The organism is uncultured Gelidibacter sp. (genome assembly GCF_947500795.1).
Lineage (GTDB): Bacteria > Bacteroidota > Bacteroidia > Flavobacteriales > Flavobacteriaceae > Gelidibacter.
Map to the genome: position 1 here is coordinate 64,317 of NZ_CANMTE010000009.1, position 23,817 is coordinate 88,133.

General features: G+C 36.4%; 23 protein-coding genes. 13 read left to right on the forward strand and 10 right to left on the reverse strand.

Annotated elements, in window-relative coordinates:
* Positions 1 to 3 precede the first annotated feature (3 nt).
* On the reverse strand, positions 4 to 381 hold the full coding sequence (locus Q0947_RS15000; protein WP_299399640.1) for an RNA-binding S4 domain-containing protein: 378 nt from the start codon (positions 379 to 381) through the stop codon (positions 4 to 6).
* Positions 382 to 536: 155 nt separating this feature from the next.
* Here Q0947_RS15000 and Q0947_RS15005 point away from each other — a divergent pair, with 155 nt between their 5' ends.
* A complete protein-coding gene (locus Q0947_RS15005) occupies positions 537 to 1,592 on the forward strand; it encodes an FKBP-type peptidyl-prolyl cis-trans isomerase (RefSeq protein WP_299399643.1) in 1,056 nt (351 codons plus the stop codon).
* A gap of 64 nt (positions 1,593 to 1,656) precedes the next feature.
* Here the strand turns inward: Q0947_RS15005 and Q0947_RS15010 are convergent, their stop codons facing one another.
* The 3 genes from Q0947_RS15010 to Q0947_RS15020 form a co-directional block, all read right to left on the reverse strand.
* Entirely contained in the window at positions 1,657 to 2,295 is a 639-nt protein-coding gene (locus tag Q0947_RS15010; protein ID WP_299399646.1) for a porin family protein, read from the reverse strand.
* Between the two features lie 199 nt (positions 2,296 to 2,494).
* Positions 2,495 to 3,448 carry a transketolase C-terminal domain-containing protein gene (locus Q0947_RS15015; protein ID WP_299399649.1) on the reverse strand — a complete coding sequence of 318 codons (954 nt, stop codon included), beginning with the start codon at positions 3,446 to 3,448 and terminating at the stop codon, positions 2,495 to 2,497.
* Between the two features lie 75 nt (positions 3,449 to 3,523).
* Entirely contained in the window at positions 3,524 to 4,369 is an 846-nt protein-coding gene (locus Q0947_RS15020) for a transketolase (protein WP_299399654.1), read from the reverse strand.
* Positions 4,370 to 4,690: 321 nt separating this feature from the next.
* Between Q0947_RS15020 and tgt the strand changes: the two genes are divergently transcribed.
* From tgt to Q0947_RS15075, 11 genes are all read left to right on the forward strand, one after another.
* Positions 4,691 to 5,821: a tRNA guanosine(34) transglycosylase Tgt gene (gene tgt / locus Q0947_RS15025; RefSeq protein ID WP_299399657.1), complete on the forward strand. Its 1,131-nt coding sequence runs from the start codon at positions 4,691 to 4,693 to the stop codon at positions 5,819 to 5,821.
* Between the two features lie 117 nt (positions 5,822 to 5,938).
* Positions 5,939 to 7,015 (forward strand): LptF/LptG family permease, encoded by a 1,077-nt coding sequence (locus Q0947_RS15030; protein ID WP_299399661.1) that lies wholly within the window; start codon positions 5,939 to 5,941, stop codon positions 7,013 to 7,015.
* Entirely contained in the window at positions 7,002 to 7,916 is a 915-nt protein-coding gene (locus Q0947_RS15035; RefSeq protein ID WP_299399665.1) for a DMT family transporter, read from the forward strand. Before Q0947_RS15030 ends, Q0947_RS15035 begins: the two co-directional genes overlap by 14 nt.
* A 139-nt stretch (positions 7,917 to 8,055) precedes the next feature.
* Complete coding sequence (locus Q0947_RS15040; protein ID WP_299399667.1) at positions 8,056 to 9,006, forward strand: acetyl-CoA carboxylase carboxyltransferase subunit alpha; 951 nt, start codon at positions 8,056 to 8,058, stop codon at positions 9,004 to 9,006.
* A gap of 170 nt (positions 9,007 to 9,176) precedes the next feature.
* Positions 9,177 to 10,724 carry a replicative DNA helicase gene (gene dnaB / locus Q0947_RS15045; protein WP_299399670.1) on the forward strand — a complete coding sequence of 516 codons (1,548 nt, stop codon included), beginning with the start codon at positions 9,177 to 9,179 and terminating at the stop codon, positions 10,722 to 10,724.
* A gap of 69 nt (positions 10,725 to 10,793) precedes the next feature.
* Entirely contained in the window at positions 10,794 to 11,828 is a 1,035-nt protein-coding gene (locus Q0947_RS15050) for an AI-2E family transporter (RefSeq protein WP_299399672.1), read from the forward strand.
* 100 nt (positions 11,829 to 11,928) lie between these two features.
* Positions 11,929 to 12,162 (forward strand): thioredoxin family protein, encoded by a 234-nt coding sequence (locus tag Q0947_RS15055; RefSeq protein ID WP_299399675.1) that lies wholly within the window; start codon positions 11,929 to 11,931, stop codon positions 12,160 to 12,162.
* Between the two features lie 109 nt (positions 12,163 to 12,271).
* Positions 12,272 to 12,874 carry a MarR family winged helix-turn-helix transcriptional regulator gene (locus Q0947_RS15060; RefSeq protein ID WP_299399679.1) on the forward strand — a complete coding sequence of 201 codons (603 nt, stop codon included), beginning with the start codon at positions 12,272 to 12,274 and terminating at the stop codon, positions 12,872 to 12,874.
* Between the two features lie 227 nt (positions 12,875 to 13,101).
* On the forward strand, positions 13,102 to 14,286 hold the full coding sequence (locus Q0947_RS15065; protein WP_299399752.1) for an asparagine synthetase B: 1,185 nt from the start codon (positions 13,102 to 13,104) through the stop codon (positions 14,284 to 14,286).
* Positions 14,287 to 14,542: 256 nt separating this feature from the next.
* On the forward strand, positions 14,543 to 14,809 hold the full coding sequence (locus tag Q0947_RS15070; protein WP_299399685.1) for an EF-hand domain-containing protein: 267 nt from the start codon (positions 14,543 to 14,545) through the stop codon (positions 14,807 to 14,809).
* A gap of 21 nt (positions 14,810 to 14,830) precedes the next feature.
* Positions 14,831 to 15,907 (forward strand): adenylate/guanylate cyclase domain-containing protein, encoded by a 1,077-nt coding sequence (locus Q0947_RS15075; RefSeq protein WP_299399690.1) that lies wholly within the window; start codon positions 14,831 to 14,833, stop codon positions 15,905 to 15,907.
* Positions 15,908 to 15,929: 22 nt separating this feature from the next.
* On the opposite strand, the gene Q0947_RS15080 is transcribed toward Q0947_RS15075, so the two are convergent.
* Both Q0947_RS15080 and Q0947_RS15085 read right to left on the reverse strand, forming a co-directional pair.
* On the reverse strand, positions 15,930 to 16,742 hold the full coding sequence (locus tag Q0947_RS15080; RefSeq protein WP_299399692.1) for a phosphatase PAP2 family protein: 813 nt from the start codon (positions 16,740 to 16,742) through the stop codon (positions 15,930 to 15,932).
* A 167-nt stretch (positions 16,743 to 16,909) separates the two neighbouring features.
* Complete coding sequence (locus tag Q0947_RS15085; protein ID WP_299399698.1) at positions 16,910 to 18,016, reverse strand: hypothetical protein; 1,107 nt, start codon at positions 18,014 to 18,016, stop codon at positions 16,910 to 16,912.
* A 255-nt stretch (positions 18,017 to 18,271) separates the two neighbouring features.
* Here Q0947_RS15085 and Q0947_RS15090 point away from each other — a divergent pair, with 255 nt between their 5' ends.
* On the forward strand, positions 18,272 to 19,405 hold the full coding sequence (locus Q0947_RS15090; RefSeq protein WP_246926237.1) for an ATP-grasp domain-containing protein: 1,134 nt from the start codon (positions 18,272 to 18,274) through the stop codon (positions 19,403 to 19,405).
* A 118-nt stretch (positions 19,406 to 19,523) separates the two neighbouring features.
* Here Q0947_RS15090 and rplT read toward each other — a convergent pair whose 3' ends face one another.
* The 4 genes from rplT to thrS form a co-directional block, all read right to left on the reverse strand.
* Positions 19,524 to 19,871 carry a 50S ribosomal protein L20 gene (gene rplT, locus Q0947_RS15095; protein WP_146894229.1) on the reverse strand — a complete coding sequence of 116 codons (348 nt, stop codon included), beginning with the start codon at positions 19,869 to 19,871 and terminating at the stop codon, positions 19,524 to 19,526.
* A gap of 142 nt (positions 19,872 to 20,013) precedes the next feature.
* Positions 20,014 to 20,211 (reverse strand): 50S ribosomal protein L35, encoded by a 198-nt coding sequence (gene rpmI, locus Q0947_RS15100; protein ID WP_133758826.1) that lies wholly within the window; start codon positions 20,209 to 20,211, stop codon positions 20,014 to 20,016.
* A gap of 66 nt (positions 20,212 to 20,277) precedes the next feature.
* On the reverse strand, positions 20,278 to 20,829 hold the full coding sequence (gene infC, locus Q0947_RS15105; RefSeq protein ID WP_199603686.1) for a translation initiation factor IF-3: 552 nt from the start codon (positions 20,827 to 20,829) through the stop codon (positions 20,278 to 20,280).
* 33 nt (positions 20,830 to 20,862) lie between these two features.
* On the reverse strand, positions 20,863 to 22,806 hold the full coding sequence (gene thrS / locus Q0947_RS15110) for a threonine--tRNA ligase (protein WP_299399717.1): 1,944 nt from the start codon (positions 22,804 to 22,806) through the stop codon (positions 20,863 to 20,865).
* Between the last annotated feature and the right edge of the window lie 1,011 nt (positions 22,807 to 23,817).

The window sequence follows — 23,817 nt, forward strand, 5'->3', positions numbered from 1 at the left end:
TATTTAATCCTCGTCATCGGTATCATAAAATTCGTCAATATCCCGTCTGTCTTTCTTGGTAGGACGGCCAACGCCTTTTTTACGGTAATAATCTTTAGAGTATTTTAATAGTTCTTGCGCTTCAAATGCTTCTTTTGGAGTCGTATCCGTTCTGTAAATATCTACCAATTTCGCCCCCAATCGACTTGACGGAATGTCATTGACCGTGAGTTGATAATTGATCTGATCTTTTCGTAATTCTATCTTATCAGTAGGAAAAACCTCTCTACTTGGTTTCGCTACCTGACCATTGATTTTTATATGACCTTTCTTGCATGCTTCCGTGGCAATAGTTCGTGTTTTATAGTATCTCACGCACCATAGAAATTTATCTATTCGCATATTAAAAAATTTAAAACAACGTTAATGTTGTTGTGCAAACATATTATATTATTGTATCTTGCCGGCAAAAATAAGCAATATTGAAGCATAACTTAACACGAGATTCTACTTGTTTAAGTTGATGGTTTTGAACCCACTGTAAGTTGCTTTTGAAAATGAATAAAATTAAATTGATGAAATTAAAAACCTACGTCCTCTCAGCATTGTGTTTTTTGGCGTTATTGTCTTCATGTAAAAAGGATGATGATGCAATTGTACAAATTGAAGAGCGTGACCGCGCAGAACAACAATTAGCAGATTTTGACTCCTTAAAGGTGTATTTGCAAACACATTATTATAATCGCGCCACATTTGAGCAACCAGGCAATCACAAAATATCCGAATTGATTATTAATGAATTACCTAAAGATGCCAGCGGAAACTATTTGGCATTACCAGATCCTGACAAAAATCAATTGTTAAGTGAGGCTGTAGATATCAATAATCCTAAAACAACAACCTATTTAGATACGGAATACCAATACTACATTTTAAAATTGAATGAAGGTGGCGGTGTTAATCCTAATTTTTCAGACTTGGTAAGGTTGAATTACAATGGTTTTCTTCCTGACGGCACCTCATTTGATGGGACCGTAAATCCGACAGATTTTGACTTGATGAATTTGATTCCAGGTTGGAGAGAAGCAATTCCACAATTTAAAACGGCTGCTAGTTTTGTTGAAAATGGTGATGGAACGGTGACGTTTGATAACTACGGACTTGGAGTGATGTTCTTGCCTTCAGGATTGGCATATTATGGAAATCCAACGGCAACTATTCCGGCATATTCAAATTTGATGTTTAAGTTTGAATTATACCAATCTGAAGTTTCTGATCATGATGGTGATGGCATTCCTTCTTATATGGAAGATTTGAATGGCGATAAAAACCTATTCAATGATGATACTGACGGTGATAATGTTCCTAATTTCTTAGATCCTGATGATGATGCTGATCGTGTATTGACTATTAATGAAATGACACGTCAAACATATACAGTTAATACGAATAATGGCGAACAGGAACCAGTTTTAGCAGAAGGTGAATTTGAAAGAAGTAGAAGTATGAATGCAGGAATCCTTACGATCAAGACGCTCAAAATAGTTGATGCTGATGGTGATGGTACTCCAGATCATTTACAGAACTCTGTAAAAACAGACTATAGTAAATAACATATTACTTTAGATACAAGCAAAGAAAAAGGCTATCATTTATTTGATAGCCTTTTTTTATGAATTATAGTCCAATTGAAACACTTAATATCAATTGATCTGGTCTTGTGTCAATTCTACTTGGCGGTACACCAACTGAATTATTGATGAAGGTGGCTTCGTTTTCACTGAAGCCTCTTTCGTATCTTAGGTCAATTCCGAATCTGTTAAAGTTAACGCCAACTCCAAAGTTAAGTCCTACGCTAAAATCGTTTTCAACATCGTTGATGGCAATGCCGTCAAATTCTGTGTCCAGTATATATTGTAATGACGGTCCTGCAAAAACGCTAACTGGGCCTAAAAGTTTTACACCCACTAGTAATGGTGCGTCTAATTTTTGCATTTTAAAATCATTACTGTCGTAATCACTTTTTGTTTGCGTATAGACTAATTCTGGTTTAAAGTAAAAACGATCTCCAATCTTACCGAATACACCTATATGGTATCCGACATTGCGGTCAGGATGTTTGGCATTGTCACCAATCGATTCAAAGTAGTCGCCATTGGCATTATAGTTTAAACCTGCTTTAATTCCAAAGCCGTTTCCGTTTTGTGCATTGGCACCTAAAGCGAAAGCTACAAAAGCAAAACTTGCTAAAATTAGATTTTTGCTCGTACGCGTGCTCTTCCTGAAATGTTCTTGAACTGTTTTCGAAATTTTCATAATTGTAGTTTTTAAGTTTGATGTTTGATTTGATGTTCGATATAATCAAAAACGTTGCCAAAGGGGAAATATTTTAAAGACTGAAGCAATTTGCGAATAAAAAAAAGGCCCTTCTCTATAATAAAGAAAGGCCTTTTGGTCTATGAAGTTGATTTAAAGTTTAGTGGCTACATTGTAACAACTGAACAAAATCTTACTATTATTTTCTAGCAATTACTTTTTCAGCAGCTTTAATGATAGAAGCACTGTTTAAGCCATACTTTTCCATAAGTTGTGCTGGTGTTCCAGATTCTCCAAAAGTATCTTGTGTAGCAATAAACTCTTGTGGTGCTGGATGACCCAATGCTAATACACGAGCAACACTTTCGCCTAATCCGCCCATGTAATTGTGTTCTTCAGCAGTAACTACACATCCTGTTTTAGCAACAGATTTCAAAATAGCTTCATCATCTAAAGGTTTGATGGTGTGGATATCAATAACCTCTGCAGAAATGCCTTTTTCATGTAATGCTTTTGCAGCTTCAAGAGCTTCCCAAACCAAATGTCCCGTAGCGATGATAGTCACGTCAGTACCTTCAGTTAATTGTAAAGCTTTTCCAATTTCAAATTTTTGATCTTCTGGTGTGAAGTTAGGAACAGAAGGACGTCCAAAACGTAAATAAACAGGACCATGATGATCAGCAATAGCAATAGTAGCTGCCTTTGTTTGATTGTAATCGCAGGTATTGATAACAGTCATTCCTGGTAGCATTTTCATCAATCCGATGTCTTCCAAGATTTGATGCGTTGCACCATCTTCACCAAGCGTTAAACCTGCATGGGAAGCACAAATCTTAACGTTTTTATCAGAATACGCTACACTTTGTCTAATTTGATCGTACACACGACCTGTAGAAAAGTTAGCAAATGTTCCTGTAAAAGGGATTTTCCCACCAATTGTTAAACCTGCAGCCATACCAATCATGTTGGCTTCAGCAATTCCTACTTGAAAGAAACGTTCTGGATGGTTGGCTTTAAAATCGTCCATTTTTAATGAGCCAATTAAATCGGCACAAAGCGCAACAACTTTCTCATTGGTTTTTCCCAATTCAGTAAGTCCCGCTCCAAATCCTGAACGTGTATCTTTATTTCCTGTGTTTGTATATGTTTTCATATGTAATGCCCACAAAAGAGGGTATCTGTTTAATTATTACTTAAAATTTAAAATCCTAGGTGAGGATTTCGGGGATTAATAATCGCCCAATGTTTCTGCATTTTGCTCTAATCCGATAGCCAATTGCTCATCGTTAGGTGCTTTTCCGTGCCATGCGTGTGTGTGCATCATAAAATCAACACCATTACCCATAACCGTTTTTAAAAGTACACAAACTGGTTTGCCTTGTCCTGTTTTAGATTTTGCAACCGCCATTCCTTTTAAGATTTCTTCGATGTTGTTACCTTGATTGATTTCAACCACGATCCATCCAAAGGCTTCAAATTTCTCTTTCACATTGCCTAATGGAAGTACAACATCAGTAGGGCCATCAATTTGCTGACCGTTAAGGTCGATTGTAGCAATAAGATTGTCTACATTATTACCGGCAGCATACATCATTGCTTCCCAGTTTTGACCTTCTTGCAATTCGCCATCACCGTGTAAACTATACACTAAATGAGAATCGTTGTTTAATTTTTTTGCCTGCGCTGCACCAATTGCAACAGACATGCCTTGACCTAAAGAACCAGAAGCTACACGAACCCCAGGCAAACCTTCATGAGTTGTTGGGTGCCCTTGTAAACGAGAGTTGATCAATCTGAACGTGTTTAATTCTTCTACAGGGAAATAACCTGCTCTCGCCAACACGCTATAAAATACAGGTGAAATATGACCGTTGGAAAGGAAGAATATATCTTCGCCTATACCGTCCATATCAAAAGTGTCTTTTCTGTCCATGATTTCATTGTAAAGCGCTACAATAAATTCTGCACAGCCTAGTGAACCTCCTGGATGGCCAGAATTGACCTTGTGTACCATACGGAGAATATCTCTACGTACTTGGGTTGTTAAATCTTCTAATTGTTGTGTGTTTGACATTTTATAAAAGTTAGTTTTATGCTGCAAAAGTAGCCATTTTAAGCCCGACTGCAAAGTCCAAAATTGCGCACTTATTAACGAATTTTGCGGTTTTGCTAACAATTGTAGGAAAGGGTACACCAGTTTATTAGAGCGTTTTAAGGACGCCGACTTTTCATTTGGTTTGGGTGATGGATTTTTTATAAAGTTTTATCAAGAGCTCTTTATCTTCATAAGTGCATTGCATATCTTTGCCAGCTTATTACAATTTTAAAAATACCCACCTCATGCTTCAATTTGATTTTTTCTGATTGAAATAAAAAAGATGTAGGTTTACCACTTATGAAATTCGAACTAAAAGGAAAAGACCTTCAAAGCAAGGCGAGAGCAGGCGTTATTACTACAGACCACGGGGTTATTGAAACCCCAATTTTCATGCCTGTTGGTACTGTAGCTTCTGTAAAAGGTGTTCATCAACGGGAACTTAAAAATGATATCAATGCCGATATTATCTTAGGAAATACCTACCATTTATATCTTCGTCCGCAAACCAGAATTCTGGAACAAGCTGGAGGATTGCATAAATTTATGAATTGGGATCGCAATATTTTGACTGATTCTGGTGGATACCAAGTCTATTCACTTTCTGCCAACAGAAAAATTAAAGAAGAAGGCGTTAAATTCAAGTCGCATATTGACGGTAGTTACCATACGTTTACGCCTGAAAATGTGATGGAAATTCAACGTACGATTGGTGCTGATATCATCATGGCATTTGATGAATGTACACCTTATCCTTGCGATTATAACTATGCCAAACGCTCCATGCACATGACGCATAGATGGTTGGATAGATGTGTGAACCATTTGGGAAAACTTCCTTTTAAATATGGATACGAGCAAAGCTTTTTTCCTATAGTTCAAGGAAGTACTTATAAAGATTTGCGTTTGCAATCTGCTGAATATATCGCTAATGCTGGTGCCGTAGGAAACGCCATTGGTGGACTTTCAGTAGGGGAGCCTGCGGAAGAAATGTACGCCATGACAGAAGTGGTGTGTGGTGTTTTGCCTGAAGATAAACCTCGTTATTTAATGGGGGTTGGAACACCTATCAATATTCTTGAAAACATTGCGTTAGGTGTGGATATGTTTGACTGTGTTATGCCTACACGTAACGCCCGAAACGGGATGTTATTTACAGCGCATGGGTCTATCAATATTAAAAATAAGAAGTGGGAAGACGATTTTTCCGCTTTGGATGAAATGGGAATGACGTATGTTGATACTGAATATTCTAAAGCCTACTTACGTCACTTATTTAGTGTTAATGAGCGCTTGGCAATGCAAATTGCAACCATTCATAACCTTGGATTTTATTTATGGTTGGTCAGAGAAGCGAGAAAACATATCTTAGCGGGAGATTTTAGACCGTGGAAAGACATGATGGTAAAACAAATGGATAAACGTTTGTAGAAATTGAAGGTGAAGTAAAACTGAAATTGAATTTCAAATAATAGATGCAATTGAAGTGACGTTGACATGTCGCGAAATAGAACATAACTCATAAAAATAACCAATAGTCTCCAGACATTGAAAATCCTAGATTGGTACATATTAAAACGTTATCTGCTCACTTTTTTGATGATGTTGTTACTGTTTATTCCGATAGGTATAACGGTAAATCTTGCTGAAAAAATCGGAAAAATCTTAGAGAACAACGTACCATTTGGAGAAGTGGCCTTGTACTATTTGAATTTCACCATCTATTTTGCCAACTTATTGTTTCCAATATTTCTGTTTCTATCAGTTATTTGGTTTACGTCCAAACTAGCCAACAACACTGAAATTGTTGCATTTTTAAGTTCAGGCGTATCCTTTTCTCGATTTTTAAGACCTTATATTATAGGAGCAACCATCATTTCCATATTTGCGATGGTATTAGGGTTTTATTTAGCACCTATTGCAAGTCAGGGGTTTAATGAGTTTTCTTATAAATATTTAAAAAGTTCCCGGCATCAGCAGCCTGGAGAGAATATCTTCCGGCAAATTAACGACACCGATTTTATATATGTGAGTAGTTTTGATCCTTCTCAGAATAGAGGTTATAACTTTACCTTGGAGCATATTGAGAATAATGAATTGAAATATAAGATTTTCGCCAATTCAATCGTCTATTCGGAAAAGGATAGTACGTATAAGCTGTTCAATTACTTCAAACGGACCATCACGGATAAGGGCGATATTATTGAGAACTCCCGAAGAAAGGATACCGTTTTTTCGTTCGATTTGGAAGATTTGACCCCTGTAAATTATATCGCAGAGACCAAACCTTATAGGGAATTGGTCGATTTTATTGATAAGGAGAAGGCAAGAGGATCCTCAAATATTGGCCGCTATGAAGTGGTCAAATATAAAAAGTGGAGTTTACCCGTAGCCGTTTTTATCTTAACGATTATTGCCGTTTCCGTATCTTCCATAAAGCGAAGAGGAGGAATGGGGATTAACTTGGCGTTCGGGATTACAACCGCCATGATATATGTCTTTTTTGACAAGGTGTTTGGGGTTTTAGCAGAGCAATCTGATTTTTCTCCGTTAATAGCCGTTTGGCTTCCTAATGTGGTTTTTGGTATTTTGGCTGTCTATCTCCTCTACAATGCAAAACGCTAAGCTCAAAAATTACCTGCACCTTCATTTTCTGATTTTTATTGCCGGGTTTACTGCTATTTTAGGTGAACTGATTACCATAGGTTCCATTCCGTTGGTGTGGTATAGAATGTTGATGGCAGGACTTTTAATGTTCCTTTATATTAGGATTATCAAGCTAAAATTAAAGGTTGATAAACGCACAATGCTCAAGTTTTTTGCGGCCGGGGTCATTATCGCCTTGCATTGGATTACTTTTTTTGAAGCCATCAAGCAATCTAATATTTCCATTACATTAGGCATGTTTTCAACGGGCGCATTTTTTGCTTCCTTTATAGAACCACTGTTTTATAGAAGACGCATCATTTGGTATGAGATTGTGTTTGGTATCATCGTGATTATTGGTGTTTTTCTCATTACGCATGGCGAATTGAAATACATCAACGGAATCATTCTCGGCGTCGTTTCTGCATTACTATCGAGTCTGTTTGCCGTTATCAATGGCACCTTTATTCAGAAGCATTCTGCCACACTCATTTCATTTTATGAATTTATCAGTGGGGTTGTGTTTCTAACGCTGTTCATCCTAGTATTTAAAGGCGGATTTAATGCGGAATTCTTTACCCTTTCAGGTTCAGATTGGATATATCTGGGCATTTTGGCTTCCGTTTGTACAGCTTATGCCTTTATAGGCTCTGTTAAAGTGATGAAGTATATTAGCCCTTACACTGTAGTGCTGTCTTATAATTTGGAGCCTGTCTACGGGATAACGTTGGCCTTGCTATTGTTCCCGGAAACCGAAACAATGGGTCCTGAATTTTATTACGGCGCTATTTTAGTGCTGTTAGCGGTCTTGTTGGATGGGATATTCAAAAACGTCATATCCTATCGCGATAGAAAACGAAACCGATACAAAATCGATTAATTTATTAGAGTTTCTTTCATTATCCGTACCTTTGCAAGTGCCTCTAAAAAATACCACATTTTTCGTATTGTTGAGTTTATAAGAACGGAAAAAAATACGTAGGTTTGTAGGCTAACTAATAATTAAACCTTAAATTTCTATGGAGTATTTAGAATTTGAGCTTCCCATAAAAGAATTAGAAGATCAATTATCAAAGTGCCAAGTAATTGGTAAAGAAAGTGATGTTGATGTAACTCAAACGTGTGAACAAATTGAGAAGAAGCTCCTCGCTACAAAGAAAGATATTTATAAAAATCTTACGGCGTGGCAGCGTGTTCAATTATCACGCCATCCCAATAGACCATATACCTTAGATCATATAAAAGCTTTATGTGGCGATTCTTTTTTAGAGCTGCACGGCGATAGAAATGTTAAGGATGATAAAGCCATGATTGGTGGTTTAGGTAAAATTGGCGATCAGTCGTTTATGTTTATCGGACAACAAAAAGGTTACAACACCAAAACAAGACAGTATCGTAATTTTGGGATGTCAAATCCTGAAGGTTACCGTAAAGCGTTGCGATTGATGAAGTCTGCTGAAAAGTTTAAAATTCCAGTAGTAACTTTAATTGATACTCCAGGTGCATATCCAGGTTTAGAAGCTGAAGAACGCGGACAAGGAGAGGCAATTGCCAGAAATATTATGGAAATGACCCGCTTGAAAGTGCCAATTATTTGTGTAATCATTGGAGAAGGTGCTTCCGGTGGAGCTTTGGGTATTGGTGTTGGAGATCGAGTATTAATGATGGAAAACACTTGGTATTCTGTAATTTCTCCAGAATCTTGTTCATCAATTTTATGGCGTAGTTGGGAGTATAAAGAACAAGCGGCAGAAGCCCTTAAACTTACCGCTCCTGATATGAAAAAAATGAAATTGATTGATGACATTATCAAAGAACCATTAGGTGGTGCACATACCAATCGTGAAGAAGCCTTTTTGGCAGTTAAAAAAGCGATTGAAAAATCTTATGCTGAGCTTAAAAACTTATCACCAAAAGATTTAGTGAAAAAACGTATGGATAAATATGCCGACATGGGTGTTTATAAATAACGATACCCACATAGCATAACAAGATTGAAAACTGGAGTTGTAAACTTCGGTTTTTTTTGTCCTTATTAACAATATTATCAAGTTGTTAACAGTTAAATTGTTGATGACTTGTTAAGAAGCAAGGCGATTAAATCCGCTTCCTTCTGATCAATTTCTTTATTTTCGCATTCATGAAACAACCAAATCAGATACAAGGCTACAAAGTAGATAAAAGCACAATTATAAGCTTGGAGAAAGGAAAAATACCGCCACAAGCAATTGATTTAGAGGAAGTTGTCCTTGGGGCGATGATGATTGATAAAAAAGGTGTCGATGAAGTAATTGATATCTTGAGCCCTGATGCTTTCTATAAAGATGCCCATAAACACATCTTTGAAGCTATTTTTAAGTTATTCGAAAATAGCGAGCCTGTCGATTTATTAACCGTTTCAAGTCAACTTAAGAAAGATGGCAAGTTGGATATGGTGGGTGGCGATTTTTATCTGATTTCGTTAACCCAACGTGTGTCATCTTCTGCTCATATTGAGTTTCATGCCCGTATCATTCTTCAAAAATTTATTCAACGTAGTTTGATTAAAATTTCTATTGAAATTATTGAAGAAGCGTATGATGAAACTAAGGATGTATTTGACCTTTTAGATCAAGCCGAGGCGAAACTTTACGAAGTCACCCAAGGTAACATCAAAAAATCTACTGAAACTGCTCAAAGTTTAGTAATTCAGGCGAAAAAGAAAATTGAAGATATTTCCAATAAAGAAGGCTTGAGTGGTATTCCATCAGGTTTCGATAAGTTGGACAAATTAACCTCAGGTTGGCAAGAAAGTGATTTGATCATTGTGGCAGCTCGTCCTGGTATGGGTAAAACAGCCTTAACCTTATCTATGGCACGAAATATTGCGGTGGGTAGCAATATTCCCGTAGCGTTTTTCTCTTTGGAGATGGCGTCTGTACAGTTAATTACCCGTTTGATATCTAGTGAAACTGGACTGTCTTCTGAAAAGTTGCGTACAGGTAAACTTGAAAAACATGAGTGGGAACAGTTGAACGTTAAAGTAAAGGCTCTAGAAAAAGCACCTTTATTTATTGATGACACCCCATCATTGTCTATTTTCGATTTACGTGCAAAGGCGCGACGTTTGGCATCACAATATGGTATTAAAATGATCATTATTGATTATTTGCAATTAATGACCGCTGGTGGAAGTCAAAAAGGAGGTAACAGAGAGCAGGAAATTTCTACTATTTCCCGTAACCTTAAGGCATTGGCAAAGGAATTAAGTGTTCCGGTCATCGCTTTATCACAATTATCGCGTGCGGTTGAAACACGTGGTGGCAGTAAAAGACCGTTACTTTCTGACTTACGTGAATCTGGTGCGATTGAGCAGGATGCGGATATCGTATCGTTTATTTACCGACCAGAATACTATAAAATTGACGAGTGGGATGATGAAGAACGCTCACCAACAGAAGGTCAAGCAGAATTTATTATCGCTAAGCATAGAAATGGTGGTTTAGAGAACATCAGATTGAAATTTATCGGACATCTCGGTAAATTCGATAATCTTGATGATTTTGACACGCCATTTGGTGAATTCCATTCAAAAATGAACGCATCTGCTAACGACAATACTTTCAATTCCAGTAATTTCCCATCGCCATCAGACGCGTTTGATCCGCCTCCAATGGATGATGATGACGATAATGATGTACCATTTTAAAATCAAGATTTTTTCTTAAATTCGATTGCAGGATAACGTTATCTTAGCAAGATTTAAAAATGATGCCTCATGGATAAAACACGGACGACCAATCTATTACTTTTAGTTATTGTTGTGCCACTAGTTTTTTATTTACTAAAAATCTTGTCGTTCATCTTTATACCGTTGGCATTCTCCATGTTTATTGCGCTCTTGTTTTTACCCTTGATGCGCTGGTTGGGAAAAAAGGGCGTACCAAAATACATCAGTATTTTTATTGTTATTCTTCTAATTCTGTTGGGTTTGGGAATTACTGCAGAATTGATCCATCTTTCAAGTAAACAAATCTTGTCCTCTGACAGTACTTTTTTTGCTGAAGCTGAAGTGAAACTTCGAAACTTAAAAACATCAGTGGAGTCTTATTTTGGTGTTGAACTTGGTAAAAATGGAAACCTAATGGCCCAAATTGCCGAGACTAAAAATATTGGCTCTGCAGTTGGTTTTATTGGTGGCTTTTTAAGTATGTCCCTAACCACTGCCTTTTTTACCGTATTATGGTTGGCAGAGTCCATCAATGTTCAGAAATTATTGAACGCTACCATATTAAAACAAAAACACACCTCGGTTAAAACGTTTCTTAAAATTGAAAACGACTTAATTAAATTCATTAAAGTGAAATTTTTGGTGAGTTTAGGTACCGGAATTTTTACGGGGTTGGCCTGTGTCTATTTTGATGTCAGCTTCCCTATTTTTTGGGGTCTATTTGCCTTTGTAATTAACTTCGTCCAAATGATTGGATCATTTATTTCGGTCATCAGCTTGTCGCTATTTGCATTTGTGGAGTTAGATCCTACAAGCACGTTGCTCTTTTTTATGCTTTCCATTACCTTAGTACAGGTGATATTTGGTGCCATCTTGGAGCCTATTTTTATGGGAAAATCATTTTCGATAAACATCATTGCTGTTTTAGTGATGCTCATGTTTTGGGGTTTCATTTGGGGTATTCCCGGAATGATCATGTCAATCCCAATAACAGTGTTCCTTAAAATCATTCTTGAGCAATTCCCTAATACAAAAATTATTGCGGGTTTACTTTCTGGTAAAGAGCTGAAGATTAACAGATAAGTCCAACAAAAATACTGTTAAAACATTCTATTTTTTTGAATTAGTTAGGAATCCTAACTATATTTATAAGGCAATGATGCAAATTTAAATCAAAGCTATTATGGGAAAATCAGTTTTTTATCACGCAGGATGTCCAGTATGCGTAAGTGCAGAACATGACATCATTAATTTAGTTGGTGCTTCTAACGTTGAAGTGGTTCACTTAGGTGAAGATAAATCTAGGATTGAACAAGCTGAACTGGCTGGAGTGAAATCTGTTCCAGCATTATTGACATCTAATGGTCACGTATTGCACATAAATTATGGTGCATCAATAGCAGATGTTAAAGGCTAATCTTTAATTTTATGTTAGGATTTTAAAATTGGTTTTAAAATCCTAACATATAAATGGCCTTGTATTTTTAATTCATTCTGTTACTCCGCTTTCTACCTAAAAAAGATCCATGAAACACAGTGTATTTGATACCTCTCAGCAACAAATGGATGTGGCAAGTAAAATAGTTGTCGGGCTTGAACGTATTTCAGAAGTCTTTAGAGTATTACTTTGGGATCATGCCAAAACTATAGGACTCAGCCCAATTCAAATTCAAATCCTCATTTTTTTAGCCTATCACAAATACGAGTTTTGTAATGTGAGTCATTTGGCTAAGGAGTTTAATGTAGCAAAGTCCACCATCAGTGATGCCGTAAAAGTTCTGGAACGAAAGCAGCTTATAATAAAAGATTTTTCGCCTAATGATCATCGGAGTTATAATATTCAACTTTCTGAACATGGACAAGAACTAGTAGCACAGACTGAACTTTTTGCAAATCCTATTAAAAATCAACTTTCTGATATGGAAGGTTTGGAGGATTTTTATGAATTATTAAGTAAACTCATCTATAAATTGCATACTAGCGGATTATTGACTGTGCAGAGAATGTGTTACTCGTGTAAGTTTTATGATAAGCAGGAGGGAGCTCACTATTGTAAATTATTGGAAAAGCCATTGCTAACAACGGATATTCGTATGGATTGTCCGGAATTTCAGAGTCTACCTTCATAAAAATCATCCCTATACTTTAATATTTACCAAAAGCATTTCAACAACGCTCTATTTTTAAGTATCTTTCGATTACTGAGCAGATATAAACAAGGAGCTACATTTAAGCTTGTTGCTTGTTCAGGTGTTGTGTTTCATTTCTAAATTGTATCCTTTTGAATAGATTACTTATAATAGCGGCTTTCATGCTCTTTTCAGTGAGTAGCTTTGGGTCATACCTACTGATTCCGATGGATGCCGAAGGTCAAAAAGACCATCTAAAAGCGTACGGTGTAACCTATTGGACGCTAGAAAAACAATTAAAAGTGAAGTGGCTACTCAATTACCGTGGTGGTTCATTTTTGTTGCCTGACGTTCCGGAAATTCAACGGGAATGTCAAATTAGAGGGGTTTCTTTTGAGATTATTTCCGATGCTAAAACTGAAGAAATATTAGAATTTATCAGCAGTCCTTCGCAAAACATGGAATCTGTGGTGCTTGAAAAGGCGCCAAAAATTGCTGTGTATTCACCAAAAGGCAATCCACCTTGGGATGACGCCGTAACTATGGTGTTGACTTATGCCGAAATTCCTTATGAAACAATTTATGATGAAGAGGTTTTAAACGATACGCTTGTCCTTTACGATTGGTTACACCTGCATCACGAAGATTTTACTGGCCAATATGGTAAGTTTTATAGAACCTACAAATCGGCGGCATGGTACATTGAGGATAAAAAGAAATCTGAAGCCTTGGCTGCAAAATTGGGTTATAACAAAGTTTCTGAGCAGAAATTAGCTGTGGCTTTAAAAATCCGTGATTATGTAGTTGGTGGCGGATTTATGTTTGCCATGTGCAGTGCAACCGATAGTTTTGATATTGCATTGTCAGCTGAAGGGGTTGATATTTGTGAACCAATGTTTGATGGTGATGCGAGTGAGCCTAACTATCAAAGTAAAATTGATTACAATAAAACCTTCGCTTTTAAGGACTTTATATTGGAACGAAATCCTAATATTTATGAGTTTTCTTCTATCGATATGACCTCAAAACGACAAATCCCGATGACTACAGATTATTTCACTTTGATGGATTTTTCTGCCAAATGGGACCCAATTCCAACCATGTTATGCCAAAATCACACTGCATTGGTAAAAGGTTTTATGGGGCAAACTACGGCATTCACCAGAGATCAAATCAAATCGAACGTGCTTGTTATGGGAGAAAACAAGACTAATGGGGAAGCAAAATACATCCATGGCATTAAAGGCAAAGGATTTTTTACCTTTTACGGAGGTCATGATCCGGAAGATTACACACATAAAGTTGGAGATCCTAAAACAGAATTGGAGTTGCATCCCACATCTCCAGGCTACCGCTTAATCTTAAATAATGTCTTATTTCCAGCGGCCAAGAAGAAAAAGCAAAAAACCTAGTCTATATTTTTCCTGTTTTCTTTAGAATTTCCCTCAATAAAGTTTCATTTATCTGGTCATGAAAACGTAATAATAATACGAAAGAGGAGGTTTTTTTGGTGTGGAAATACAATTCACCACAAATGAGTTAAGAGTTCCAATTGCGTAATTGTAAATTTCACTTCAATTTGAGTTCAGGTGAAAGGATATCTACCTGCCACAATACATGATTTTAACCAATCATATTATTTATTACTTTTAAACTAAATCTAATACCATGTCAACAAAAGAGAAAATTTTAAATAAAATTCAAATCCTCATAGCCAATAGTTTCAAAACACCAGAGGAAGCTTTCGCTTTTTTTGATGCTGATAAAGATGGAAAATTATCCAAAAAGGAGATTTCAGAACTGCTTCAAAAAGCAGAAATCAGCGGTCTCATTAGAGGATTGGTCACTACAAAACTCATTGAAGGCTATGATAAAGATGGAGATCAATTGGTCAGTTGGTCCGAATTTAAATCTGCCATTGAAGAAATAAAGTAATAATTGTTAAGCCCCCTTTGAATGCTATACTACATTAAACAGTTTTTTAGATTATTTCTCGCTTCAGTTTTATTCTGGTCATTTGCATTTTGCTTCTTTATCCTTATAAGATATTTGGGTCGAGAACAGGAGCAAGTAGACGCAATACAAAAAACAGAAGTATTTCCAGTTTATGAATACCTATTATTTGGGGTTATTTTGGGCGTTATGGTGGCCATTGTCTACACCATTGTAGAATATCTGTTTGATAATTTTATATCTAAAGCGCTTAATTTAGGTTTCATTCTTATAATTAAATCGCTTATTTATCTCGTATTTCTAATCTTCTCACTAACGGTGATTGCTTATTTGGCTGAAGATTATCTTGGCGTGGACTTTCCTAATCATACCGGATGGTGGATTTCCAACAAGATATTCTGGATGGTAACTGCCTATTTTATTATTTGTTCCTTGATGTTTTCATTTATAAGATTGGCAAATGATAAATTTGGAAAGGGGATTATCTTTAAAATGTTGATCGGTCGTTACAAAAAACCAAGAGAAGTGGAGAAAATATTCATGTTTTTAGACATGAAATCGTCTACGTCACACGCTGAAGAATTAGGACATTTGAAGTATAGCATGCTCATTCAGGATTGCTTTTTCTATCTCAATAAGATTATTAATAAATACGATGCTGAAATTTACCAGTATGTAGGAGACGAAGCTGTGTTAAGTTGGACCCCAAAAAAGGGTATTAGACATTTAAATTGCATCAGATTGTTTTTTGATTTTGATCGAAAATTGAAACGGCATTCCAAATACTATATGAAGGAGTATGGCGTTCAGCCTCAATTTAAGGCAGGACTACATACAGGTAAAATCATTATTGCCGAAGTGGGTACGGTAAAAAAGGAACTCGCTTACCATGGAGATGTAATCAATTCCACATCGCGAATTCAAGGAAAGTGTAATGAGTTTGAAGAGACGTTGTTAGTGTCAGAAGAGTTAATGCAAAAACTAAAACTCACCTCCAGATATGAAGCCGTATCTCTTGGTGATGAATTATTGGATGGCAAAACTGAGGAACTCAAAATTTTTGCCATCCATAGAAAGTAAATTTCGTAATGTGATTTTAAAATTAGAAGGTGTAGGACATAGCCATTCCAGTGTAATCATCACCTAAAAAGTTACGTCCCGCAGTAGGTGAAAGCTTAAGCGATGCATCTTTCGTTTTATGAAGTTCAGGAACAAGTATTCCCGTTGCAGCGCCCAACCCGTATCCTATGAGTACGTCAGTTAAGAAGTGTTGCCCTGCCTTTATTCTAAAGTAGCCAACGGTTGCTGGTACCGCGGCAGCAGCAGCCCAAATAAAGAACTTGCCTTCCGCATCCGGATTAAAATCAGAATATACCTTTGCCGCAAAAAAGGTAGCAGCAGCAGAAGCAGCCACGTGACCTGAATAAAAGGAGCGTTGTCCATTATTACGTAATCTTTTCTTTGTATCTAAAGTTTCGTCATATACATATGGGCGCGATTTATCAACTAAACCAGCCGTAATTGTAAAGAGTGCGGCAGTGGTGGCTAAACTTTCAAAGTACATTCCAACAAATTGTCCGGTGTGGTCATTGATGCCATCGTTAAATAACAATGCAAATGGGGCAGCAAATGAGATTGCAAATGGGATGTCACTAATGGCACTAGCACTTTCTGAATTATATCCAGCAGCCCATCTATTGATACCACTGATATCTTCTTTCTTTATTGAATTCAGTTCTTCTAAAGTTAGACCCTCTTTGTCTTGAATAAGCGTGAATCCGTAGGCAGTTCCACCTAATCCAGCGCCGAGCCAGATGCCATCTTTTACCCAATTCCATTCATAAGGAGATGAGTTCTGTTGAGCGTTTGATGTAATAGCAATTAATAACGTTAGAATAAAAAGGATTTTTTTCATTGATAGGTTTGGTTTTAGGGTTATAATTTGGCGAAAATAGGTAACAAATATATGTTTAAGTAACGTGTATCCATTAAAAGTTAACTCAGATATTTTCAAGTTAAAGCAAAAAAAATCCGATTCAGATAGAACCGGATTTTTCACAACTATTAGTGTATACTAAATTTTTAGTTTACGTTGCCATATTGAAACCAAGTGAACCAGTTTGCGCCTGGAAAACCACAGCCAGCACCAAACGCAGTTTCCTCACAGTCGCCGCAAGGAGCAGGGATTGTTATAAAAATACTTTGTTTATCATCTGTTGGGACTAGAACAATTAATACATCATCACCACATGAAGGAATAAAATTAGTATGCTCAAGTGCCATAGCAACAAGCATATCTACTCTGTCATTGTTGTAAGGCCCAGTAAATGTGCAATCTACACAAACGCTATCATCAACCAATTTCCAAATAGCGATTTGAATGTCTCCAAATGAATAATTTCCAGTTTCTGCAGAAGCTTGAGTTCCTATAAATCCTTGATTCATTAGCCAATTTACAGCTCCAAAATTTTCAGGTTTTTCAAATTCACCCTCTGGTAATTCTTCATAAGAAGAATAAACATCACCAGTAAAACAATCTAAATTTTCTAGACGGGCATCTTGATCAAGACACCAAGCACCATAAGTTCCGGATAAAGAATTTCCTGAAGCAATAGTAATGTCATAATAATTATTAGCGACCCCTTTTGCTGTAACACAAACATCAACTTGATCTGGTAATGCCATCGCAAATGCTTCACTAGTAACATCAGAAACACAATGAACAACCGCATGAGCGGCAATAAATGTTCCTTTAGAAGTTGGCACAGTGTAAGTGTAACTTGAAATACAATCATGAGTCTCGCTGTATTCAAAATGACCAATTACAGGATTACCGCCATTGTTTAGAGGGAAATCATTTTTTTCGCTTACGACCGATAAATGAGTTGCAGCTAAACAATAACCGGCATTGGTTACATTATAAGTGATTTCGTAATTTGCACCAACGACTTCAACATTTACAGTACCAACCAATATGTTTTGGCCTGCGTATAAGTTTACTATAGAGGATGGTTCAGTATCACAATCTGGCCAATTAAACGTAGCAACTTTTGATTTTTTAGCTAAAGCATTGGCATCTAAAACTGAGTCTTGCTCAGCGTCTAAAGCTTGGGTTTGGCAACTTAATGCGCCAAAAAGAATGCATACACCAAATAGAAGGGTGTAAATTCGGGTAGATTTAATTTTCATGATTAAAAGTTTAGTATTGATTATTTAATGGTTGTTTTGCTATTAATCAACATGCCTTTTAACGTTATAAATATAAAAAATATAGAGTATAGATAATTAAAAATCAGTTAACTGTCAAATTAAATCGATAATCAGTTATTATCTAGCCTTAAATCTTGGAATCTTCAGTAAGATCTTGAAATGTATAAAAATATAAGACTCAAATGAATCAATTTTTATAATATCTTGCACTAATAAATAGGTTAAAAATTTTAAATGGGCATTTCTGTTTTGATTCCTGATGGGGAGAGTCACTTATTAATATACGTGATTAATAGTTTGTCTCAAATTAAAGAGATTAAGATCTTCATCATGTCGAATGTGAAGTATATACCTATGCGATACTCAAGACATATTTATCACTTTTCATATTATAGAAAAACAGAGCATGAACAAGCTTGGATTTCGAATATTAATTATGAAATAGAAACGCATAAAATCGATATAGTGATGCCGATTTTTGAAGATGGAATAGAAACGATTATAAAATTTAGAAAATATCTTGACTCTAATAAGTTATGTTTATTGCCTACCTATATAAATTTTGAGACTGCAAAAAACAAATGGTTATTAACAAAACACTTATTAGTTAATGACATCCCTTTTCCTAAGAGTATGTTGTACTCTCCTAATGCTTCTTTTAACCTAGACAATTTTAGATTTCCAATTATATTGAAACCCATTTTAGAAACTGGAGGAGGAGATGGCGTCTGTTTTTTTGAAAATAAGGAAGCATTGCAGCGTCATTTGCTAAGTGAAAAAATTGGCAAGGAACAGCTCATTCAAGAATACGTTAAAGGGTATGATATTGGTTGCAGTGTTTTGTGTAAAAATGGTGACATTTTAGCATTTACGATTCAAAGGGCCACAATGCTCAACTCCAATCCGTTTAAACCATTACTTGGTGTCAAATTTGTATATGAAGAGGACTTGTACAAGATTGTTGAAAGGCTCATGAAATCTTTGGACTGGTCTGGTGTGGCTCATATAGATTTAAAATATGATATTGAAAATAAAACCTTTAAGGTAATAGAGGTTAATACTAGGTTTTGGGGGTCTCTGGATGCGTCATTGATGGCTGGAGTTAATTTTCCACACCTATATTGTTTAACGAGTTTAAATGCGTGTTTTGAACATCCTAAGTATGACTCTATTAATTATTTAAATCTTAAAGGGCTTGCAAAAAGTATCATTAAAAACAAATCATTATTATTTGATGGTAACTTTATATTGAAAAACACTCCTGTGTCCTTTGCGTTAAAAGATCCTCTTCCAACTATTTTTAAGTATACACTCTTTATCAAAAACATTGTCCTCACCAAAATAAAAATGGTATACAAGGATTTTTAGATTCAATTTTTTAAATATCCAACACTCTAATAATAGTGCGTTTAAACAAAAAAAATCCGGTTCATGACGAACCGGATTTTTATAAGCGAATTGTGGTTATTATTTTGGCGAAAACGCCTTATTTTGAAATTTGTTTAGCAATGGCTTCAAAAGCGTTTGGATTGTTCATCGCTAAATCAGCAAGAACCTTACGGTTTAAACTGATGTTGTTAGCTTTGATACCTCCCATAAACTTTGAATAAGACATTCCGTGTAATCGGGCTGCTGCGTTAATACGCATAATCCATAATGAACGGAAATTTCTCTTCTTTACTTTACGGTCTCTGTACGAATATAACATCGCTTTGTCAACCGCGTTTTTGGCTACTGTCCAAACGTTTTTACGTCTTCCAAAGTATCCTTTTGCTTGTTTAAGAACCTTTTTTCTTCTGGCTCTTTTTGCTACTGAATTTACTGATCTTGGCATTTCTTAATTGTTTTTTGTAGTAGGCGGTCGAAAATCGACACTTTGGTTTTTTAACGTCGCAAATCAAAAATCATCAATCTGCAATCGTTAATTTTTGGCCTAACTCCAGGGTTTATAATTTGTTTTAACCGGTTAAAACGTGTTACTTTAAACGTAACATCACTTTAACATTGTTCTCGTCTGCTTTATGCACTAAAGTGTCATGTGTCAGAGCAAGTTTACGCTTTTTAGATTTTTTTGTCAGGATATGACTCTTAAAAGCGTGCTTTCTTTTAATCTTCCCAGTGCCCGTTAGTTTAAAACGTTTCTTAGCACTAGATTTTGTTTTCATTTTCGGCATTTTTCTCCTAAATTTAAATTTACTATTCGCTTATTATCTTATATATACATAGCTGCCTATGTGTACTTATTTCTTTTTTGGCGCAATGAACATAGTCATACGCTTACCTTCTAATCTTGGCATTTGTTCAACCTTACCATATTCTTCAAGATCTTGGGCCAATTTTAATAGTAAAATTTGTCCTTGCTCTTTAAACACAATAGAACGTCCTTTAAAAAACACAAATGCTTTCAGCTTTGCACCTTCCTTCAGAAACTTCTCAGCGTGTTTCTTTTTGAATTCGTAATCGTGATCATCTGTTTGAGGACCAAAACGTATTTCCTTAACAACAACTTTAGTCGCTTTAGACTTTAAGGCCTTATCGCGCTTCTTTTGTTCATAGAGAAACTTCTTATAATCCATGACCTTACATACAGGCGGATCAGCTTTTGGTGATATCTCAACCAGATCTACACCCTGCTCTTCAGCCATTGCTAAAGCTTGCCTAGTGGTGTATATACCAGTTTCAACATTATCTCCTACAAGTCTTACGTTCTCGGATCGAATGTTTCTGTTAATTTTATGTTGCTCCTCTTTTTCAGTTCTTTTGAAGCTACCTCTGTTTCTACGAATTGCTATGGCTTATATATTTTTTAGTTAAACTTAATTTGCCTATTTAAAGGTTTTCAATGTCTTTTTTACTTCTGTATCGACAATTTGAGAGAACTCTTCTACACTAATCATGCCTAAGTCTTCTCCGCCATGTTGTCGCACGGTAATCTTATTTTCGTTCTCTTCATTCTCACCTACAATAATCATATATGGGATTTTGGCCATTTCCGCTTCACGGATTTTCTTGCCAATGGTCTCATTTCTATGATCAGCGAGGGCGCGAATTTCGTCATTTTCTAGCAAATTTAAAACTTTTTCGGCGTATTTTTCATATTTCTCACTAATTGATAGTATGATAACCTGTGTTGGCATTAACCAAAGTGGGAAATTTCCGCCCGTATGTTCTAACAATATCGCTACAAAACGCTCCATACTTCCAAAAGGTGCTCGGTGAATCATCACTGGTCTGTGCAATTCATTATCGCTACCTTTATAAGTCAAATCAAAACGTTCTGGTAAGTTGTAATCTACCTGAATGGTGCCTAATTGCCAGTTTCTACCCAAAGCATCCTTCACCATAAAATCCAACTTCGGACCATAAAAAGCAGCTTCACCAGTTTCAACAACATAATTCAAGCCTTTATCAATAGCAGCATTCAAAATAGCCGCTTCAGCTTTCGCCCAGTTTTCATCGCTACCAATATATTTCTCTGGCGTGTTAGGATCTCTCAATGATACCTGCGCGGTAAAGTTTTCAAATCCTAAAGAACCAAATACATAAAGTACTAAGTCAATAACGTTTTTAAACTCTGTATCCAACTGATCAGGCATACAGAAAATATGCGCATCATCTTGAGTAAAGCCTCTTACACGGGTTAAACCGTGAAGTTCTCCACTTTGCTCGTAACGGTAAACTGTTCCAAACTCCGCATAACGTTTCGGAAGTTCTTTATATGAGAAAGGTTTCGCATTATAAATCTCACAGTGGTGAGGACAGTTCATAGGTTTCAATAAAAACTCTTCACCTTCAGATGGTGTAAGGATAGGTTGAAAACTATCAGCTCCATATTTCTCATAATGACCAGATGTCACATACAATTCCTTCTGACCAATATGAGGCGTAACTACCATTTCATATCCAGCTTTCTTTTGAGCCTTCTTCAAAAAGTTTTCAAGACGCTCACGCAACGCGGCACCTTTTGGTAACCATAACGGTAACCCTTGACCAACTTTAGATGAAAACGTGAACAGTTCAAGTTCTTTTCCAAGTTTACGATGGTCGCGTTTCTTTGCTTCTTCAAGCAATGCAAGATATTCTGTCAACTCCTTTTGCTTAGGGAATGAAATTCCGTAAACACGAGTAAGTTGTTTGTTCTTTTCGTCACCTCTCCAATAGGCACCAGCAACAGACATAATTTTGACTGCTTTGATAATGCCAGTATTCGGAATGTGTCCACCTCTACATAAATCAGTAAACGTAGAATGATCACAAAACGTAATCGTACCATCTTCTAAATTCTCAATCAGCTCAACTTTGTATTCATTGTCTTGAGCCTTATATAAGGATAGAGCCTCTTCTTTGGAAACTGAACGCAAGTTAAAGTCGTGTTTACCTCTTGCAATTTCCAACATCTTGTTTTCAATAGCCTTGAAATCCTTTTCAGAAATGGTTTTATCACCTAAATCGACATCATAGTAAAATCCGTTTTCAATTGCTGGTCCAATAGACAGCTTTACACCAGGATATAACTCTTCCAGAGCTTGCGCCAAAACGTGAGCAGAAGAATGCCAAAATGCCTTCTTCCCATCTTTGTCATTCCAAGTGTATAAAACCAAGGCACCATCAGTGGTTAATGGGGTATGGGTTTCAACCGTTGTACCATTGAAATTTGCTGAAATCACGTTTCGGGCAAACCCTTCACTTATACTTTTGGCAACATCCATTGGCGTTGCATTGTTCTCAAACGGTTTTACACTTCCGTCTGGTAGCGTTATATCAATCATATATATCTTACTAATTAGGTTGACAAAGATAAGAGGTTATAAACTTTCATACAATATATATATAGGTATAATATAGATGGTGTAATAATTTCAGGTCTGAGAGATCCATTATCATATGTCGCCATTATATAATAAGGCAGTCTTATCACACATAATAAAAACAGGACAATTTCAAATGCTCACCTATTATATATAGGTATGGAACTTCGGAATGTTATTATGTACATATATAGATATTACAACGAGCTATTTCCAACAGAGCACAACCTTGTAAATACAGTACTAGGGTTGAATACGCTTATCTACGAGGACCTGAATTCTTTTTTGGGCCTTCGGTCTGCCCTTTGGGGCAGCCCACCGCGCTCTCGCCCCTCACTTTTTCCAGCCGCGGGGGCGTCTGCAAAAGAGTTCAGACAGGGGCTCCATCGCTAACGCGGGCCGGCCGCGGGACCGTGTCAGGGGAGGAGGTATATGTTTCACTGCCTAACCGGTTCATTTTCAGAACGGAGAAAAAAACTTTAAAAATAGAGAAAGATTAGTTTGTTTGTAAAGTAAAAAGAGTTGTATATTTGCACCCCGCAAACGAGGGGCCGCAGGGCCGCCCAGACAAGGGAAAGCGTTCATTACCATCTTAAAATAGGGAAGCAAAAATTTTCAAAAAAAAATTTTGCAGAACGAAAAAAGGTTGTATGTTTGCAGCCGCTTAAAACGGCAACGTTGAGAAGCGGAGAGTTCATTAAAATGATGTTATTGCAAGTTGATTTAAAGTGTGAAATAAAACTTTTAAAAAAACTTCAAAAACATTGTGGGATTCAAAAAAGGGTTATATATTTGCACCCGCTTAGCGATTGAGTTTGCTGAGAGAAACAAGAGACAAGTTCATTAACATATTGGATTGACAGCGTAGCGGAGCACTGGAAACGGTGCTCCGCACAAAAAAGAACAAACCATTTTGAGTACCAAACATTAAATTTCCTTTGGTCGTTGAAAAGTACTGAACTATAAGTTCAA